The 18,350-nt window shown below is 61.6% G+C and carries 18 protein-coding genes and 1 other RNA gene; 7 read left to right on the top strand and 12 right to left on the bottom strand.

What is annotated here, in order from left to right:
- Positions 1–48: 48 nt before the first annotated feature.
- Together ubiD and LIY45_RS04770 are read left to right on the top strand one after the other, a co-directional pair.
- Positions 49–1,515, top strand: coding sequence for a 4-hydroxy-3-polyprenylbenzoate decarboxylase (ubiD, locus tag LIY45_RS04775; RefSeq protein WP_017476626.1), 1,467 nt, complete (start codon positions 49–51; stop codon positions 1,513–1,515).
- On the top strand, positions 1,515–2,483 hold the full coding sequence (locus tag LIY45_RS04770) for a CDP-6-deoxy-delta-3,4-glucoseen reductase (protein ID WP_003213981.1): 969 nt from the start codon (positions 1,515–1,517) through the stop codon (positions 2,481–2,483). Before ubiD ends, LIY45_RS04770 begins: the two co-directional genes overlap by 1 nt.
- Positions 2,484–2,634: 151 nt before the next feature.
- Here LIY45_RS04770 and LIY45_RS04765 read toward each other — a convergent pair whose 3' ends face one another.
- Positions 2,635–3,111: a sn-glycerol-3-phosphate transporter gene (locus LIY45_RS04765; protein ID WP_226475527.1), complete on the bottom strand. Its 477-nt coding sequence runs from the start codon at positions 3,109–3,111 to the stop codon at positions 2,635–2,637.
- 329 nt (positions 3,112–3,440) lie between these two features.
- On the opposite strand from LIY45_RS04765, the gene LIY45_RS04760 reads away from it, so the two are divergent.
- Positions 3,441–5,834 (top strand): TonB-dependent receptor, encoded by a 2,394-nt coding sequence (locus LIY45_RS04760; RefSeq protein WP_226475526.1) that lies wholly within the window; start codon positions 3,441–3,443, stop codon positions 5,832–5,834.
- A gap of 40 nt (positions 5,835–5,874) precedes the next feature.
- Positions 5,875–6,528 carry a gamma-glutamylcyclotransferase gene (locus LIY45_RS04755; protein WP_017476622.1) on the top strand — a complete coding sequence of 218 codons (654 nt, stop codon included), beginning with the start codon at positions 5,875–5,877 and terminating at the stop codon, positions 6,526–6,528.
- On the opposite strand, the gene glpT is transcribed toward LIY45_RS04755, so the two are convergent.
- The 3 genes from glpT to LIY45_RS04740 form a co-directional block, all read right to left on the bottom strand.
- Entirely contained in the window at positions 6,525–7,862 is a 1,338-nt protein-coding gene (gene glpT, locus LIY45_RS04750; protein ID WP_003213972.1) for a glycerol-3-phosphate transporter, read from the bottom strand. The two genes, LIY45_RS04755 and glpT, sit on opposite strands and share 4 nt — an antisense overlap.
- A gap of 282 nt (positions 7,863–8,144) precedes the next feature.
- The gene (locus LIY45_RS04745) at positions 8,145–8,762 is read right to left on the bottom strand and encodes a flagellar basal body-associated protein FliL (RefSeq protein WP_226475525.1); all 618 of its coding nucleotides are present in this window, start codon (positions 8,760–8,762) and stop codon (positions 8,145–8,147) included.
- Between the two features lie 75 nt (positions 8,763–8,837).
- Positions 8,838–9,815 (bottom strand): NADPH:quinone oxidoreductase family protein, encoded by a 978-nt coding sequence (locus LIY45_RS04740; RefSeq protein ID WP_226475524.1) that lies wholly within the window; start codon positions 9,813–9,815, stop codon positions 8,838–8,840.
- A gap of 149 nt (positions 9,816–9,964) precedes the next feature.
- Between LIY45_RS04740 and LIY45_RS04735 the strand changes: the two genes are divergently transcribed.
- A complete protein-coding gene (locus LIY45_RS04735; RefSeq protein ID WP_226475523.1) occupies positions 9,965–10,372 on the top strand; it encodes a flagellar basal body-associated protein FliL in 408 nt (135 codons plus the stop codon).
- A 118-nt stretch (positions 10,373–10,490) separates the two neighbouring features.
- Here LIY45_RS04735 and LIY45_RS04730 read toward each other — a convergent pair whose 3' ends face one another.
- From LIY45_RS04730 to LIY45_RS04715, 4 genes are all read right to left on the bottom strand, one after another.
- Positions 10,491–11,609, bottom strand: a complete 1,119-nt coding sequence (locus tag LIY45_RS04730; protein ID WP_226475522.1) for an ABC transporter permease — start codon at positions 11,607–11,609, stop codon at positions 10,491–10,493.
- Positions 11,609–14,329 (bottom strand): ribosome-associated ATPase/putative transporter RbbA, encoded by a 2,721-nt coding sequence (gene rbbA / locus LIY45_RS04725; protein WP_226475521.1) that lies wholly within the window; start codon positions 14,327–14,329, stop codon positions 11,609–11,611. The genes LIY45_RS04730 and rbbA overlap by 1 nt, the downstream gene beginning before the upstream one ends.
- Positions 14,326–15,291 (bottom strand): HlyD family efflux transporter periplasmic adaptor subunit, encoded by a 966-nt coding sequence (locus LIY45_RS04720; protein WP_226475520.1) that lies wholly within the window; start codon positions 15,289–15,291, stop codon positions 14,326–14,328. Before LIY45_RS04720 ends, rbbA begins: the two co-directional genes overlap by 4 nt.
- 139 nt (positions 15,292–15,430) lie before the next feature.
- Entirely contained in the window at positions 15,431–15,880 is a 450-nt protein-coding gene (locus tag LIY45_RS04715) for an EVE domain-containing protein (protein WP_226475519.1), read from the bottom strand.
- A gap of 196 nt (positions 15,881–16,076) precedes the next feature.
- On the opposite strand from LIY45_RS04715, the gene LIY45_RS04710 reads away from it, so the two are divergent.
- Complete coding sequence (locus LIY45_RS04710; protein WP_003213959.1) at positions 16,077–16,226, top strand: hypothetical protein; 150 nt, start codon at positions 16,077–16,079, stop codon at positions 16,224–16,226.
- A 7-nt stretch (positions 16,227–16,233) separates the two neighbouring features.
- Here the strand turns inward: LIY45_RS04710 and LIY45_RS04705 are convergent, their stop codons facing one another.
- The 4 genes from LIY45_RS04705 to LIY45_RS04690 form a co-directional block, all read right to left on the bottom strand.
- Complete coding sequence (locus LIY45_RS04705) at positions 16,234–16,863, bottom strand: 5-formyltetrahydrofolate cyclo-ligase (protein WP_226475518.1); 630 nt, start codon at positions 16,861–16,863, stop codon at positions 16,234–16,236.
- A 56-nt stretch (positions 16,864–16,919) separates the two neighbouring features.
- Positions 16,920–17,098: non-coding RNA, 6S RNA (gene ssrS, locus LIY45_RS04700), on the bottom strand.
- Between the two features lie 30 nt (positions 17,099–17,128).
- Positions 17,129–17,446: a cell division protein ZapA gene (locus tag LIY45_RS04695; RefSeq protein ID WP_003213956.1), complete on the bottom strand. Its 318-nt coding sequence runs from the start codon at positions 17,444–17,446 to the stop codon at positions 17,129–17,131.
- On the bottom strand, positions 17,443–17,652 hold the full coding sequence (locus LIY45_RS04690) for a TIGR02449 family protein (protein WP_003213954.1): 210 nt from the start codon (positions 17,650–17,652) through the stop codon (positions 17,443–17,445). Before LIY45_RS04690 ends, LIY45_RS04695 begins: the two co-directional genes overlap by 4 nt.
- Positions 17,653–17,790: 138 nt before the next feature.
- On the opposite strand from LIY45_RS04690, the gene LIY45_RS04685 reads away from it, so the two are divergent.
- Positions 17,791–18,348 carry a YecA family protein gene (locus LIY45_RS04685; RefSeq protein ID WP_226475517.1) on the top strand — a complete coding sequence of 186 codons (558 nt, stop codon included), beginning with the start codon at positions 17,791–17,793 and terminating at the stop codon, positions 18,346–18,348.
- Positions 18,349–18,350: the final 2 nt, after the last annotated feature.

Genomic DNA, 18,350 nt, shown 5'->3' with positions numbered 1-18,350 from the left:
CCGTAAGAGCAGGTAGGATGTACGCCTATTTTACGGGTGGCATGGTTAATGAAATTCAAGGATCTTCGGGATTTCGTGCAGCAACTTGAGCAGCGCGGAGAGTTGAAACGTATCCAGGTGCCGATTTCCCCGGTCCTGGAGATGACTGAGATTTGCGACCGCACCTTGCGTAACAAGGGCCCGGCGCTGCTGTTCGAAAACCCGGTGGGCTTTGATATCCCGGTGCTCGGCAACTTGTTCGGCACCCCCGACCGCGTTGCGTTCGGCATGGGCGCCGAGTCCGTCAGCGAACTGCGCGAGATCGGCAAGCTGCTGGCCTTCCTCAAGGAACCCGAGCCGCCCAAGGGGCTGAAGGACGCCTGGTCGAAACTGCCCATCTTCCGCAAGATCATTGCCATGGCCCCCAAGGTCGTGAAGGACGCGGTCTGCCAGGAAGTGGTCATCGAAGGCGATGACGTCGACCTCGGCATGCTCCCCGTTCAGACCTGCTGGCCAGGCGACGTAGGCCCGCTGATCACCTGGGGCCTGACCGTCACCAAGGGCCCGAACAAAGACCGCCAGAACCTCGGCATCTACCGTCAGCAAGTGATTGGCCGCAACAAGGTCATCATGCGCTGGCTGAGCCACCGTGGCGGCGCCCTGGATTTCCGTGAGTGGTGCGAAAAGCATCCCGGCAAGCCATTCCCTGTTTCCGTGGCCCTGGGCGCTGACCCGGCGACCATCCTCGGCGCCGTTACGCCGGTGCCCGACAGCCTGTCCGAGTACGCTTTCGCCGGCCTGTTGCGCGGTAACCGCACCGAGTTGGTGAAGTGCCGCGGCAATGACCTGCAAGTGCCGGCCACCGCTGAAATCATCCTTGAAGGGGTGATTCATCCCGGCGAGATGGCTGATGAAGGCCCCTACGGCGACCACACTGGCTACTACAACGAAGTCGACAGCTTCCCGGTGTTCACTGTCGAGCGCATCACCCACCGGATCAAGCCGATCTACCACAGCACCTACACCGGCCGGCCGCCCGATGAGCCGGCGATCCTCGGCGTGGCATTGAACGAAGTGTTTGTGCCGATCCTGCAAAAGCAGTTTCCGGAAATCACCGACTTCTACCTGCCGCCCGAAGGTTGCTCGTACCGCATGGCCATCGTGACGATGAAGAAGTCGTACCCGGGCCACGCCAAGCGGGTAATGCTGGGTGTGTGGTCGTTTTTGCGACAGTTCATGTACACCAAGTTCGTTATTGTCACCGACGACGACATCAACGCCCGGGACTGGAACGACGTGATCTGGGCCATCACCACGCGCATGGACCCCAAGCGCGACACGGTGATGATCGATAACACGCCGATCGACTACCTCGACTTTGCCTCGCCGGTATCGGGCCTCGGCTCGAAAATGGGCCTGGATGCCACCCATAAATGGCCGGGTGAAACCACCCGCGAATGGGGCCGCGTGATCGTCAAGGACGAAGCGGTCACTGCCCGTGTGGATGCGCTCTGGAAAGAATTAGGAATAGATTGATGCGTGTAACCCTGCAGCCTTCCGGTGCGGTACTTGAACTGACGCCTGGCGAGCGGATTCTCGAGGGCGCGCGCCGCCTGGGCTACGATTGCCCCCAGGCGTGCCGCAATGGTGTGTGCCACGTATGTGCAGCGCTGCTGGTAGAAGGCCGGGTGCAGCAAGCCGGTGAGGTGCGTGACCATGGCGAGTTCTATACCTGCATTGCCGAACCGCTGGAAGATTGCATTGTGTTGTGGGATGGCGTGCTGGCGCCGGGAGAATTGCCGGTGCGCAAATTGTCTTGCCAACTGAGTGAGTGCGTTGAAGTGGGCGGTGACGTGTGGCGCGTGCGCCTGCGGGCTCCGGCCGGCAAGGCCGTGCGCTACCACGCCGGGCAATACCTGATGATCGAACGGGAAAACGGCGAGAAGTCGGCGTTCTCCCTGGCCTCCGCACCCCATGCCGGGCGCGAGCTGGAACTGCACGTACTGGCCCGGGAAGACAGTGCCCGCAGCCTGCTGGAGCAGTTGCAGCGTAACCAGATGGCCCGCATCGAGATGCCGTTTGGCGACACCCACCTGGCCGAACTGCCCGACGGGCCGCTGGTGCTGATCGCCGCCGGTACCGGCATGGCCCAGATGCACAGCCTGATCGAGCATTGCCGCGCCAGTGGTTTCAAGCACCCGGTGCACCTGTATTGGGGTGTACGTCGACCGGAAGACTTCTACGACATCGAGCACTGGGACCAGTGGCTGCAACTGCCCAACCTGTTCCTGCACAAAGTGGTCAGCGACCTGTGCGGGTGGGAAGGGCGCTGCGGGTTGCTGCATGAAGCGGTGTGCGAAGACATCAGCGACCTCAAGGCCGTGCACGTCTACGCCAGCGGTTCACCGGCGATGATCTACGGCACCCTGGATGCGCTGGTCGAAGCCGGCATGGATGCACACCAGATGCGTGCCGATGTGTTTGCCTACGCACCCCGCCCGTAACGTGTGGCGAGGGAGCTTGCTCCCGCTGGGCTGCGCAGCAGCCCCAAAACAGTCGCTGGGTTCTATCTCAAAGACCGCAAGAACTTCAGGGGCCGCTTCGCGACCCAGCGGGAGCAAGCTCCCTCGCCACAGCAGCCCTTCAGCGGCTCAATCAGAAACGAACGCCTGTCGTCACCATCGCCGCATTGAACCCCAGTAACACCAACTCGGCGGCGACCGGCCCGTAGTGAGTACCCACGGACGGGATGATTACCGGCGCCACTCCCAGTCCATTCAGTGGAATCTTGTCGCGGTACTTGCCGCGATAGCCCTGGATCAAGCCGCCCGTCAGCTTCAAGTACACCGGGTAATCGGTCATGTCGTAGCGTTTGCCGGCATAGGCGTAGTACGAACGCTGGCTGAACGAGTTGCGAAACGTCGCCCCGCCATACACCAGGCCTGACGCTTCATTGCGCTCCAGGCCGATCAGGTCCTGATTGTTGTTGTGGTCCTTGTCCGGCGAAAAATGCCGGGTGTAGACGCTCGTCTGGGCGTACCAGAAGCCTTTTTCGTCCTGGGGCGGCGCTTCCACCGCCAGGGCGGTGGTGGCCTGTGCCAGGAACAACAGGCTGGGAAGTCGGTATTTCATGGTGTGACCTCGATAGTCGGTTCGGTTGGCGGCTAAGTGGGTCGTGACAGGCGCCTAGTTTGAAGGCTCAGCGTGCCTCCAGGCTGAACCTGCGCTGAAACTACAGGGATTGAGGCGGCCAATCCTGATGAGCGGAGCGGCCCGGGCTTATGCATTCGCTTATTCTTTAAAGGTATTTAATTTGTTACGTAAATATCATTAGGCTATATGACAACGGACTACCGACTTTTTGCCAATAACCAACAAATGACCGCCACCGTCCGCCACACGGATCGATCGTATGAGCTCAGAGCATTGACGTTCTGGCTTTTGATTCCAAGGGGAGCGGTATGGGGAGCAACAAGCAGCACCTGCTGTACACGGCGATTTTGTCGGCTAATTTGCTGACCGCGGTGGGATTCAGTTCAGTGGCAGCCGCCGAAACGGCCACTGCCGATGTACCCAAACTCGATACAGTCATCGTGACCGGCACCCGCGCCCAAGAGCGCACCGCCAGTGCTTCACTGTCACCCATCGATGTGATTTCCGGCGACACCTTGCGCAGCACCGGCTCGGATGAATTGGGCGCGGTACTTGCCCGTTTGATTCCGTCCATCAACTTTCCACGCCCCAGCCTGGTAGACGGCGCCGAACTGGTACGCCCGGCCCAGCTGCGCGGCCTTTCGCCGGACCAGGTATTGGTGCTGGTCAATGGCAAGCGCCGCCACACCAGCGCCTTCGTCAATCTCGGCGGTGCGGTTGGGCGTGGCTCGGCGCCGGCGGATTTGAATGCCATCCCGTTGTCGGCGGTGGACCACATCGAAGTGCTGCGTGACGGCGCGTCGGCCCGCTACGGCTCCGATGCGATTGCCGGGGTGATCAACGTGATCCTCAAGCATGACGACCACGGCGGCTCGATCACCAGCAAGTTCGGTGAGTACAAGAAGGGCGACGGTATCCAGCGCAACCTCAGCGGCAACACCGGTGTGGCGCTGGGGGATAACGGCTTTATCAACCTCTCTGCAGAAGGTGCCGACAACGATTACACCAACCGCGCCGGCAAGGATTTCCGTCCGGGCAGCGTCGGGTCGACGACCTACGGCCAGCGGGTATTCCGCCAGGGCGAACCCGCTACCGACCAGGGCAAGCTGTTTCTCAACTCGGCCTATTCCTTCAACGAAGCGGCTGAATTCTACGCGTTCGGCGGCTACAGCAAGACCCGCGGCGAGACGGCGGCGTTCTACCGGGCCAGCAACGCGAGCAACAATATTCCTGCGCTCAACCCCAACGGTTACCTGCCGCTGATTCGCGGCGACGTGGAAGACACGTCCCTGGCGGTCGGTCTGCGCGGCCTGTTGGCCTATGACTGGCACTACGATGTGTCGGTCAACTACGGCAAGAACCAGTACCAGATCGGTACCGAAACCATCAACACTTCGCTGGGCCTGGCGACGCCGCGCAAGTTCGACAACGGCACCCTGGTCAATGACCAGAAGCAACTCAGCCTGGACCTGTCGCGGGAATTCAGCCTGGGCTGGTTGCCGTATCCGGTGTCGGTGGCGTTCGGTGGCGAGTACCTGGACCAGGGTTACCAGATCAAGGCGGGTGACCCGGCGTCCTACTACCAGACCGGCAGTTCGGGCCTGGGTGGCTTCCGTGATTCCGACGCCGGCACCAGCACGCGCCACAACTGGGCCCAGTACCTGGACCTGGAAACCAACTTCACCGAAAAACTCAGTGCCTCCGCCGCCGTGCGTCACGAGGACTACAGTGATTTTGGCTCCAACGTCAGCGGCTCGCTCTCGGCCCGCTACGACTTCACCCCGCAAGTGGCGTTGCGCGGCAGTGTTTCCAACGGTTTCCGCGCGCCGTCCCTGGCGCAGCAAAACTTCGCCTACACCTCGTCGCAACTGATCGGCAACACCATCCAGGAAGCCGGTACGTTCCCGGCCAACAGCCAGGTGGCGCGCCTGCTCGGTGCGCAGGACCTGAAAGCCGAGAAGTCCCGCAACTACAGCCTCGGCCTGGTACTGGAGCCGACCGACAACCTGACCGTGACCGCCGACGTCTACCGTATCGACATCAGCGACCGCATCAGCTTGTCTTCCAACCTGGACCTGAGCAAGAACCCTGCCGCGCTCGCGTATCTGCAGGCCAATGGCGTCGGCAACATCAACTACACCACCGTGCGCTACTTCACCAACGCCACCGACACCACCACCAATGGCGTCGACCTGGTGGCCAACTATCGCTACCAGCTGGATAACGGGGTGCGCTGGAACAGCACCGTGGGCTACAACTACAACCACACCAAGGTCACCGACGTAAAAGCCAACCCGGCTGTACTGAATAGCCTGGGGGCGAGCCTGGTTCGGGTGGACCGTCGCGAGCGCATCGGCCTGCTGGGCGACACCACGCCCCAGCACAAGTTGAGCCTGGGCAATGACCTGAGCTTCGGTCACTGGGCGTTGCACAGCAACTTGGTGCGCTATGGTTCATTCACCAGCTACCAGGCCGACCCGACCAACGACCAGAGCTTCAAGGCCGCCTGGCTGTTGGACCTGTCAGCCGACTACACGCTGAAAAACTGGACCTTCACCGTCGGCGGCGACAACGTCACCGACAAGTACCCGGAAAAACTCAATGCCTACGCCAGCAGTGGTGGCAATTTGGCCTATAGCACTTTTTCGCCGTACGGTTACAGCGGCGCGTTCTATTACGGTAAAGTTGCTTACAACTGGTAACAGCTTCTCGTAACAACAAAGGAGACCTAAGCGATTTGCCATGACCGCCATTGAATCTGATCTTTTGCAATTGGCTTACCCTCCGCGGCTCGATCTGGGGCCGCAACTCACTCACGAACAGTTGATGAGCTCGATGCAAGCCACCATGGCTCTGCATAAGGGGGGGCCGGTCTGGCTATTCGCTTATGGCTCGCTGATCTGGCGGCCTGAATGTTCGTCGACCCAACGGATGCGGGCACGGGTCCACGGTTATCACCGCGGCTTGTACTTGTGGTCCCATGAGCACCGGGGCACGCCGGAAACACCGGGGTTGGTGTTTGGCCTGGATCGCGGTGGTTCGTGCAGCGGGTTTGCCTACCGCTTGCCGGAAGATCAACTGGAGGCCTCGCTTTATGCCCTGTGGCAGCGCGAGATGCCTTACCCGTCCTACCGGCCACACTGGCTCAGCTGTCGTCTGGAAGATGGCAGTCAGGTGCAGGCATTGGGATTTGTCCTTGAGCGGCACCTGCCCAGCTATGCCGGTAACTTGCCCGACATCGTGCTGAATCACGTGTTGCAAAGCGCTTGCGGGCGTTACGGTACCACTCGCGATTATGTCGAGCAGACCGTCAACGCCCTGCGTAGCCACGCCATGCCAGACAAGAATCTGGAGGCGCGGCTCAAGCGGTGTTCCAAAGGCTGTGCCGACGATTAACGCGCAGCACTGACGCTATTGGTGTGCCACAAGGTGGGGATCAGGAACGCGATTGCCAGCAGGCACGCGCCGATCAGCAGCACGAAACCACCGTCCCAACCGAAATGGTCAACGGTGTAGCCCATGGCCGCACTCGCTGCCACTGAACCACCCAGGTAACCGAACAGGCCCGTAAAGCCCGCGGCAGTGCCGGCGGCTTTCTTCGGCGCCAGTTCCAGCGCCTGCAGGCCGATCAGCATCACCGGGCCGTAGATCAGGAAGCCGATGGAGAACAGCGCGATCATGTCGATCATCGGGTTGCCCGGCGGGTTGAGCCAGTAAACCAGGGTCGCGACCGTGACCAAGCCCATGAACACAATGCCCGTCAGGCCACGGTTGCCACGGAAGATCTTGTCCGACATCCAGCCGCAGAGCAGCGTGCCCGGAATGCCTGCCCACTCGTAGAAGAAGTACGCCCACGAGGTTTTATCCACGTCGAAGTGCTTGGCTTCCTTGAGGTACGTCGGTGCCCAGTCCAGCACGCCGTAGCGCAGCAGGTAGACGAAGACGTTGGCGAAGGCGATGTACCACAGCATTTTGTTGCGCAGCACGTACTTGACGAAGATTTCCTTGGCGCTGAATTCGTCTTCGTGGCTGGCGTCGTAGCCTTCCGGGTAATCGTTCTTGTACTGCTCGATTGGCGGCAGGCCCACCGATTGCGGGGTGTCGCGCATGGTGATGAAGGCAAATGCCGCCACCAGCAGGGCCACGGTGGCCGGGACGTAGAACGCCGCGTGCCAGTCGTTGAACCAGGCCATGCCCAGCAGGAACAGCGGGCCGATCAAGCCGCCGCCGACGTTATGCGCCACGTTCCATACGGAAACCACGCCGCCGCGTTCCTTCTGCGACCACCAGTGCACCATGGTGCGCCCACTTGGCGGCCAACCCATGCCCTGGGCCCAGCCGTTGATGAACAGCAGAATGAACATCATGGTCACGCTGGACGTGGCCCAAGGTGCGAAACCGAAAATGAACATCACCCCGGCGGACACCAGCAGGCCGAAGGGCAGGAAGTAGCGCGGGTTGGAGCGGTCGGACACCAGGCCCATGAGGAACTTGGACAGGCCGTAGGCAATTGCAATCGCCGACATCGCCAGGCCCAGCTGGCCGCGGGTGTAACCCTCGTCGATCAGGTACGGCATGGCCAGGGAGAAGTTCTTGCGCAGCAGGTAGTACCCGGCGTAACCGAAGAAAATACCGGCGAAGATCTGCCAGCGCAGGCGTCGATACGTGCTGTCTATTTTTTCTTCAGGCAGGGGCGCCTGGTGTGCGGCAGGGCGGAAGAAAGCAAACATTCAAGAGCTCCAAATTTCTTGTTTTGACTGCGGATGCGAATGTTACAGTTTCGTTACCGAAAATAGCACCGCCTCTTATCTGCGGGCATAGGAATTGAGTGCAATTGCATGTTCTTTTACGAACATGTCGCTTGGAGGCAAGTGAGGGGCGTTTTCAGGCGGGGTATCACGAACGTGTGGCGAGGGAGCTTGCTCCCGCTGGACTGCGCAGCAGGCCCATCTTTAGGGGCCGCTTCGCGACCCAGCGGGAGCAAGCTCCCTCGCCACAGACAGTGATTCGGTTCAGTTGCCGTTGGCGGCAGCGATATCGCCCGGAAGCAGGTGTTCCTGGACTTTCTGGCTGCGGGACTCCACCAGTTGGCCTTGTTCGTCGAAGCGCAACACGATCAGCCAGTCATACACATTTTCCGGCCATTTCTTCATGCCGGTGAGCGCCGGGCCGTCACCGCCAAAGGCTTCGATCAGCTTGTCGATATGCCCGTGGTGCCAGGCGATCAATACGGTCTGGGCTTGGTTGGACTTGCGCAGGGACTTCACCAGCTTGCCGACTTGATCGTCGGAGTAGGGTGTTTCAAGCGGGAGCTGCAGGCGCTGGGCCAGCGGTGTGAGGGTCAGGCGAGGGCGGGAGCTGTCCTTGCTGTCGCTGGTAGCGATCAGCCGCTGGGGCACCACGGAGATGCCGTTCAACAGCAGCGGGTCGAAATAGCTGGCATAGGCTGCCGCCCTTTGTTCACCTTTGGGGCTTAGCAACGGGCCTTCATCGGGTTTTTCCGCGTGGCGCACGATCAGCACCGTCACATTGCTCAGCCCACGTACATCCTTGTCTTCTTTATGGGCGAGGGCTTGGGCCGACACCACCATCAAGACTCCCAGAAACAGTGCGCGCAGCCGTGTGACCATTTTTCTTCCTGCCAATCAATGAGTGCCTCGGCCGATCATGGGCCCAGGCACCTCGCGGACAAAATGAAACAATCGTCAGCGTAGCTGCACCACGACCTTGCCGACAGCCTTGCGCTGGCCCAGGTCATTAATCGCCTGCGCGGCCTGCTCCAGCGGGTACACCTGGGACACCAACGGCTTCAGCTTGCCTTCGGCAAACCAGCCGAACAGTTGCTGGAAGTTGGCGGCATTGTCCTGCGGCTGGCGCTGGGCAAACGAGCCCCAGAACACCCCGACCACCGCCGCGCCCTTGAGCAGCGCCAGGTTCACCGGCAACTCCGGAATGCGCCCGCTGGCAAAGCCCACCACCAGCAGCCGGCCATTCCAGGCGATGCCGCGAATGGCCTGGTCAAACAGGTCGCCGCCCACCGGGTCGTAGATCACATCCACGCCGTTGCCGCCGGTCAGGCGTTTGATTTCGTCCTTGAGGCTGGCTTCGCTGTAGTTGATCAACTCATCGGCACCCGCCGCCTTGGCCACCGCCAGCTTGTCGGCGCTGCTGGCTGCGGCGATCACCCGGGCGCCCATGGCCTTGCCGATCTCCACTGCGGCCAGGCCGACACCGCCGGAAGCACCGAGCACCAGCAAGGTTTCCCCGGGTTGCAGGTTGGCCCGTTGCTTCAGGGCGTGCATCGATGTGCCGTAGGTCATGCTGAACGCAGCGGCGGTGTTGAAGTCCATGCTCGGCGGGATCGGCAGCACGTTGTAGCCCGGCACCGCGACCTGCTCAGCGAAGCTGCCCCAGCCGGTCAACGCCATCACGCGGTCACCGACGTTCAGGTGGCTGACGTTCTCACCGACTTGGCTGATCACGCCTGCCGCTTCACCGCCCGGCGAAAACGGGAAAGGTGGCTTGAATTGGTACTTGCCCTCGATGATCAGGGTGTCCGGGAAATTGACCCCGGCGGCATGCACGTCCAACAGGATTTCGTTCTTCTTGATCGCCGGGCTTTCGACGTCTTCCAGCACCAGGGTTTCGGCGGGGCCGAAGGCTTTGCACAGCACAGCTTTCATCGGACTATTCCTTTTGGCGTGTTGGCCGATAAGTGTAGGTGGGCAGGGCGACGGGTCAACGAGCATGCCCCGGCCTGATAAGTCGCCATAAGCTTGTGCTCAGGGCTGCTAGCGTTATGCTACTGGGCAACCGAATTGAGGAATGAACTGTGAAAGCGTGGATCCTGTTGATGCTGGCCCTGACACTGCCGACGGCAGCCCTGGCCGAAGAAGCCAAAGAAGGCGAAGCGCCGAAGGTCAGCTATATCAGCCTGACCCCGCCGTTTGTCGGTAACTACGGCCTGGATGGCACCGCGAAGCTGAAGGTATTCAAGGCGGATATCGCCCTGCGTGTCACCGGCCCCGAGGCGGCGGCCGCCGTCAAAGCCAACGATGCGTTGATTCGCAACCAGTTGGTGGCGCTGTTTACTCAGCAAACCAGCGACGCTATGAGCAGCGTCGACGGCAAGGAAAAGCTGCGCCAGGAAGCCCTGAAGCAGACCCAGCAAGTAATGAACGACGAGACCGGCAAGCCGCAGGTTGAGGATCTGTTGTTCAACAACCTGATCATCCAGTAAGCCGGTCGCTTCGCGCCCTTCGCGAGCAAGCCCGCTCCCACACTTGACCGAGTTCTAACATGAGAATGCGGTTGAATGTGGGAGCGGGCTTGCTCGCGAAGAGGCCCTGACAGGCACCTCAGGAAGCCAGGCTCTTCCTGAACCGCGCCAACGCCACCGCAAAGAACAACAACCCGATCCCCGCCAGCGCCAGCAAGTCCGGCCACACCACGCTCACGCCTGCATCCCGGAACAGAATCGCGGCACTCAGGCTCACAAAGTGCGTCGACGGCGAGCCCTGCATCACCCACTGCAACCACTGCGGCATGCTGTCCAGAGGCGTGCTGCCGCCGGACAACAGCAGCATCGGGATAATCACCGGGATCGCCAGCAGGCCGAACTGCGGCGTTGAGCGGGCGAGGGTGGCGAGGAAAATGCCCAAGGCGGTGCTGGCAAACAGGTACAACGCCGTCACCAGCAAAAACAAAGTCAGCGACCCGGCCAGCGGCACACCGAGCAGACCTTTCACCACCACTTCCAGCGACAGCCAGGTGCACAGCACCACCACCAGCATGTTGCTCCAGATTTTCGCCAGCATGATTTCCAGCGCCGTCAGTGGCAGCACCAGCAGATGGTCGAGGGTGCCGTGTTCCCGCTCACGCAGCAGCGCGGTGCCGGTCAGCACGATGGCGAGAATGGTGATGTTGTTGACGATCTGGATTACGGCGAGAAACCAGCCGCCTTCCAGGTTGGTGTTGAACAGCGCCCGGGTGGTCAGCAGTGCAGGGGCCTTTTGGGCGGCATCAGCCTGGCCGGCATAGGTCAGCAGTTCTCGCTGGAAAATCCGCCCGATATACCCGGCGCCCATGAATGCCTGGCTCATGGCCGTGGCATCGACGTTGACCTGCACCCCCGGCTGGCGCCCGGCCAACAGGTCGGCCTGGAAGTTCGCCGGCACGTTGATCACGAAGGTGTACTGGCCGCTGTCCATCACCTTGTCCAACTGGTCATAGGGCAATGGTACCGCCGCCTGGAACTCCGGCGGTTGCAGGGCTTCGGCCAGTTGCCGGGACAGCGCGCTGTGGTCTTCATCCACAAAGGCCACGCTGGCGTTGTGCACGCCGATCACCGAACCGGCGGCGGGCATATAGATGGCGACGGTGAAGGCGTAGAACAGGAACAGCAGCAACACGCTGTCGTGGCGCAGGCTGGTCAGTTCCTTGATGCCGAGGCGCAGGATATGGGCGAACTTGTGCATCAGGCCTCCTGCTTCTTGAGCATGATCAGGCTAAGCCCGGTGAACCCCAGGAAGAACCCGAACAGCGCCAGGCACTGCGGCCACAACTGGCGCAGGTCGAGGGCCTTGGTAAAGGTGCCCACCGCAATGTCGAGGAAGTAGCCCGCCGGGAACAGCATGCCCATCAACGCGGCGGCGCCTTCCAGGGACGAGCGCGGCACGATCAGCCCGGAGAACTGGATGGTAGGCAGGCTGGTGATGATCATGGTGCCGAGGATCGCCGCGATCTGGGTGCGGGTGAACGCGGAAATCAGCAGGCCCATGCTGGTGGTGGCCAGCACATACAACAGGCCGCCGAAGGCCAGGGTCACACCGCTGCCCTTGAACGGCACGCCGAACAGCCAGCGGTTCATCGCCACCAGCAACCCCAGGTTGACCAGGCTCACGGCCAGATACGGCGCCTGCTTGCCCAGCAGGAATTCCAGGCGGGTCAGCGGCGTGGCGTAGAAGTTGGTGATCGAGCCCAGTTCCTTTTCGCGCACGATCCCCAGGGCCGTGAGCATCGCCGGGATGAAGGCGAGGATCAGCGCCATCACGCCCGGGCCGATGGCGTTCACGCTGACCACGTCCTGGTTGTAGCGAAAGCGGGTTTCCAGCTTGGCGGCGGCTTGCTGATTCAGTGGCGTGCTGTTCAGTTCGGCCAGTTGTTGGAGATTGGCTTGGTGCACGGCCTCGACATAATTGCGGCTGGTTTCCGCACGGAACGGCATGCCGCCATCGAGCCAGGCGGCCACGGCGGGTTGGCGACCGGCGTAGAGGTCACGGCCGAAACCCGGCGGAATCTCCAGCGCCAGTTTGATTTCCGAGCGTTGCAGACGTTTGTGCAGCTCGCTGGAATCGGTGATCGGCGGCTGTTCGGCGAAATAACGCGAACTGCGAAAGGCTTCCAGGTAGGCGCGGCTTTGCGGCGTTTGATCCTGGTCGTAGACAGCGAAGGCGAGCTTTTCCACGTCCAGGGAAATGCCGTAGCCGAAGATCACCATCATGAAAATCGCGCCCAGCAGGGCGAAGGCCATGCGCACTTTGTCCCGCAGCAGCTCCTTGCCTTCGCGGCTGGCGACGGCCAACAGGCGGGCGACGCTGAACCCGCGCTTGCTGACGGGCGGCGTCATGGGTTCGCTGACGGTTCCGGTGGGCGCGGTGGCCGCTTCGGGCGCGCCTTGGGCCTGTTCCAGGCAGGTGACGAACGCTGCTTCCAGGGTCTCGCCATGGAATTGCTGTTGCAGCGCGTCCGGCGTGTCGCAGGCCAGTACCTTGCCCGCGTGCATCAGCGAGATCCGGTCGCAGCGCTGGGCCTCGTTCATGAAGTGCGTGGACAGGAAGATCGTCACGCCCTGTTCCCGGGACAGCTCGATCAGCAACCGCCAGAAATCATCCCGCGCGGCCGGGTCGACGCCGGAGGTCGGCTCATCGAGGATCAGCACTTCCGGGCGGTGCAGCACCGCCACCGCCAGGGACAAGCGCTGGCGCAAACCCAGGGGCAATTCGCCGGAAGGCTGTTCGGCAACGTCCCCCAGGTCAAAACGCTTGATCAACTCATCAATGCGCTGGCCGCTTTCAGCCTTCGGCAGGTCGAACAACTGCGCATGCAACACCAGGTTCTGGCGCACGCTGAGCTCGCCGTACAGCGAGAAGCTTTGCGACATGAAACCCACGCGCTTGCGGGTGGCCAGGTCCTTGGCGTTGACCGGGTTGCCGAGCAGGGTCGCGGTACCCTCGGTGGCCGGCATCAGGCCGGTGAGGACTTTCATGGTGGTGGTCTTGCCGCAGCCGTTGGAGCCGAGGAAGCCAAAGATCTCGCCCCGGCCAATGGCGAAGCTGACCTTGTCCACCGCCGTGAAATCGCCGAAGCGCAGGGTCAGGTCGTGGGCTTCGATGGCGATGTCGGTGCTATCGCTTTCCCGTGGCGGAATCACCAACGGTTCGTTGTTATGGGCGCTGTCGCCCTGGAAATGGGTGAAGGCTTCGTCCAGTTTGCCGCTGGGCGTTGCGGCGGCGAGTTCGCTGCTCAGGCCGTCGGCGATCAGCTTGCCGCGGTCGAGCATCAGGCAGTGTTCGAACTGCTCGGCTTCTTCCATGTAGGCCGTGGCCACCAGCAGTGTCAGTTGCGGGCGTTCACTGCGTACGGTTTCCACCAGTTCCCAGAAGCGCCGACGGGACAGGGGGTCGACGCCGGTGGTGGGTTCGTCGAGGATCAACAAATCCGGGTCGTGGATCAGTGCGCAGCACAGGCCGAGTTTCTGTTTCATGCCGCCGGAGAGTTTGCCGGCGGGGCGCTCGGCGAAGCGCGCGAGGTCGGTGGCCAGCAGCAGGTTGTGCATGCGCTGGTCGCAATCGGCTTTCGACAGGCCGAACAGTGTGGCGAAGAAGCGGATGTTCTCGCTGATGGACAGCTCGGGGTACAGGTTACCGCCCAGGCCTTGGGGCATGAAGGCGATGCGCGGGTACAGGCTGTTGCGATGGCGGCGGTCTTCGATGGAGCCGCCGAGCACCTCCAGTTGACCTTGCTGAAGCTTTTTAACCCCGGCAATCAAGCCCAGCAAACTCGACTTGCCGGCGCCGTCCGGGCCGATCAGACCGCAGCGGGTGCCGGCGGGCAGGCTGAAGGCGATGTCGATCAGCGCCTGCTGCTTGCCGTAGCGGTGGTTGATGCCTGTGGCGTGCAGCGCCAGGCCGCTCATTGCAGGTTGGCCGGCCAGTCCAGGTCAGCGGTGCGCACGTAACCGGCACCGGGCATGCCCGGTTTGGCTTGGGGCACGGCGCTCGGTTGGGTCAGCCGCAGTTTGACCCGGAACACCAGCTTCTGGCGCTCGTCGCGGGTTTCCACTTCCTTGGGGGTGAACTGCGACTTGGCCGCGACAAAACTGATTTTCGCCGGCAGCGGTTGCTTCGGCAGGGCGTCGAGGACAATCCGCGCCTCACTGCCGACGGTCAACGCGCCGGTTACCGAAGCGGGCAGATACAGGTTCATGTATTGGTCGTTGGGGTCGATCAGCAGTAACACGCGGCCACCGGCACCGAGCACTTCGCCGGGTTCGGCCAGGCGTAGCTGGATGATGCCGTCGATGGGCGCCCGCAGGCTGCTGTCTTCGATTTCGCTGGTGAGCTGGGCGACCTGGGCCTGGGCGGCGCCAATGGCGGCCTTTACCGAGTTGACCTGGGCTTGGGCGGCGACCACGGCAGCGTTGCCGGTGTTTTGCCGCGCCTGTTGCTGGTCGATCAACTGGCCGCTGGCGAAGCCGCGCTTGTACAGTTCCTGGGTGCGCCTGAGTTCCTGGCTGGCCAGCAGTTGTTCGCTCTGGCGCAGTTGCACATTGGCTTGGGCGGCGGCGAAATTTTCCCTGGCCCGCAGCACTTCGGCTTCGGCCTGGGCGCGTTGGGCTTCCAGGGTGCGGGTGTCCATGCGTGCCAGCAGTTGGCCCTTGAGCACCTTGTCGCCTTCGTCCACCCGCACTTCGGCGAGGCGCCCGGGGATCTTGGCGGCGATCTGCACTTCAGTCGATTCCAGCCGGCCATTGCCCATGCTCAAGCCTTCGGGCAGGCGGTCCTGAGTGGATTTCCAGTAGCCAAAGCCGCCGGCGGCCAGCAGCAAGACAATCAATGGAATGGCGAAAAGATGAGAGGTGCGGTGATTCGTCGACATGGGTGCATCCTGCGGCGTTAGCGTCCTAGTTTGACCGATCCTGCCCGAAGGCCCTTGATGCGGGTCAAATGAAGCGCCAGCCTAACCCGGTTGACGCGCAGATGCATGCGCCATGGGCGTGACCGCAGGGTTCTGCTGTTCAGCGCAGGCCGAGTACGGCGGCCCACTGCTCGGCGGTGACCGGCATCACCGAAAGACGACTGCCTTTTTGCACCAGGGGCAGTTCGGCGAGGGCGGTTTGCTGTTTCAGATAGCCCAGCCCCAGGACCTTCGGGAAGGTCTCGACGTGGGCGACGTTGATCGCGCTCCACGGGTTTTTTTCAGGGCTGGCCTTGGCGTCAAAGTAATGGCTCTCAGGCTCCAGTGCGGTCGGGTCCGGGTACGCCGCCTCGAGGATTTTACCGATGCCGGCAATCCCCGGCTCCGGGCAGCTGGAGTGATAAAAGAAGAACTGGTCACCCACTGCCATCGCGCGCAGGAAGTTACGCGCCTGATAGTTGCGCACCCCGTCCCAACGGGCTTTGCCGAGCTTTTCCAGGCCCTTGATGGACAGTTCATCGGGCTCGGATTTCATCAGCCAATAGGCCATGTTTTCGCTCCTCAAAAGTCGATTGGGAAAGTTGTCCGGCAATTTTATGACAAACCGACGGTCGGTTGGCGTCAAGGTTTGCGTGTTGGTTCACGTTAACGCAGAATGCCGGGGTTTTGAGCTTGACGCAGCTGGCACGGACTACTTATGGAACGTTGCTGTCATCGTGTGCAAGATGCCTGAAGGGGGGCAATCGATGAAACGCAAACCGGATTTACTATGGATATTGGTTATTTTGTTTGGCCTTGGTGTCGTGACCACCGGCTATGCGCAGAGCTTGTGGTCGAACAAGACTGACGCACCGATTGAACTCGCACAGCAACAGCCGCAACCGTTCAAGCGCTGACCCGTCTTCAAGGCGCTGCTGATTCCAGTAGCGTCTCTGCTATATACCAATCCTTATCGGTGACTGTGCCCTCAAGCGGTACATCCCAGCTTGCCTGCGCCAATCGTTCGACCTTCTGGCATTCATGGGCCAGGCCCAATAGCGTCGGCTTGCGCCAGGATTTCCGGCGGGCCATGTAGGCCAGGCTGCGGTCATAGAAACCGCCGCCCATGCCCAGCCGTCCCCCCACGTCATCGAATCCCACCAGCGGCAGCAGTACCAGGTCCAGCGCCCAGACCTTGCGTTGCCGGCTGACATTCACCTGTGGCTCGAGGATGCGAAATCGGTTGGGGATTAGCTTCTCGCCGGGCCGTACCCGTTGGAACACCATCTTGGTTCGCGGCCACGCGCTGAGCACCGGCAGGTACGTCGCCTTGCCCCGGCGCTGTGCAGCGCGCAGCAGCAGGCGCGGATCGATTTCACCGTCCGTCGGTAGATACAAGGAGATGTGTTTGGCCCGGCGAAACAGCGGGTGCTGTGCCAGTTGCCGATACAGGCCCAGGGCGGCCTGGCGTTGCTCGCTGGGCGTCAGGGCGCGGCGGGCTTTGCGCAGCATGCGTCGAAGTTGCGGGCGAGAAAGCGGCGCAGGTTCGGTCATGGTTTTCGGCTCATAAAACAATGCCAGTCCTAGGACTGGCATTGGATTTGGGAATCAGGCTCCCCGACAGAACCGCTGTCGACTTAGCCCTTGAACCCGAAAGTTCAAGGTGGAAGAAACAGTAGGCTTTAAGGCTTTCCGTCTAGCGGACATGCACACCAGCCCAACGTGTAACTTCCAGGGTAGTGCGAATCGGCTCAGGGACATCGCCGACTGGCAAGCACGCCAGGGAGTGGGGCGAGTATACCCGAAACCGACGCTGCAATCAGCCCTTGGGTGGCTCTGGATCGGTAGAAAGTACCAGATCGACCCGCTCCAGCAGGTCGCGCACCTGCTCGCGCGTCGAGCCGCTGGCCTGCACGTCAGGCCGTTCCTGCTTATGCAGCAAATCGTGGGTAATGTTCAGGGCGGCCATCACCGCGATGCGATCGGCGCCGATGACTTTGCCGCTGCTGCGGATTTCACGCATCTTGCCGTCCAGGTAGCGGGCAGCGCTCACCAGGTTGCTGCGTTCTTCCTGTGGGCAGATGATCGAATATTCTTTGTCGAGAATCTGCACGGTGACGCTATTGCTTGAACTCATGAGTCTTGCTCCAGGGCCTTCAGGCGCGAAATCATCGATTCGACCTTACGCCGGGCGATTTCGTTTTTTTCAATGAGGTGAGCGCGTTCCTCGCGCCAGGTCTTTTCCTGAGCTAATAGGAGTCCGTTTTGGCTCTTAAGTTGCTCGACCCGGTTAATTAGCAGCTCGAGTCTGGCCATCAGCGCTTGCAGGTCGGTGTCTTCCATTGGGTTCCACTGGATTTGTCTGATGAATGGCAACTGCTGGATAAACGATCTGACGCCCTCGATAGTCTTGGTACGTCTGCCGATGCTAGGATACAGCGCTTCATTCTAGACATTGCGCCGCCTGGCGCCTAGCTCACCATGCCCATTCAGAATTCCCCGTACGATGCTTTTTCCAAACTGCTGAGCGCCAGCGGTCATCCTTGTTCGCCTGCCGAGTTGCACGGCGTGCTGCTGGGTCGCAGTTGCACCGGTGTCGGCTTTGATGCCGACAACTGGCTGGCCGACGTCGCCGAACTGCTGGAAACCGAGCCCACCGAAAACGTGCGCAACGCCCTTATCGGCTTGCAAGAGATGGTCAAAGGCGAGCTGACCGGTGATGACGTCACCGTCGTGTTGCTGCTGCCGACCGATGACGCGCCGCTCACCGAGCGCGCCGCCGCGCTGGGCCAATGGTGCCAAGGCTTCCTCCACGGGTTCGGCGTGAACGCCGGCGGCCTGGACCTGAGCACCGATGCCCAGGAAGTGCTGCAAGACCTGGCCGCCATCTCCCAGGTGCAAGACGCCCTGGAAGAGTCCGAAGACGGTGAAAGCGACTACATGGAAGTCATGGAATACCTGCGCGTCGCGCCGCTGCTGCTGTTCACCGAGACCCGTAAATCGGCTGAGCCCGCTGCACCCAAGCCGTCGCTGCACTAAGA

Source organism: Pseudomonas sp. MWU16-30323, from assembly GCF_020515595.1.
GTDB classification, from domain to species: Bacteria; Pseudomonadota; Gammaproteobacteria; order Pseudomonadales; family Pseudomonadaceae; genus Aquipseudomonas; species Aquipseudomonas yamanorum.
Note: the sequence above shows the minus strand (reverse complement) of the source record. Positions and strands in the feature narration are given on the sequence as shown.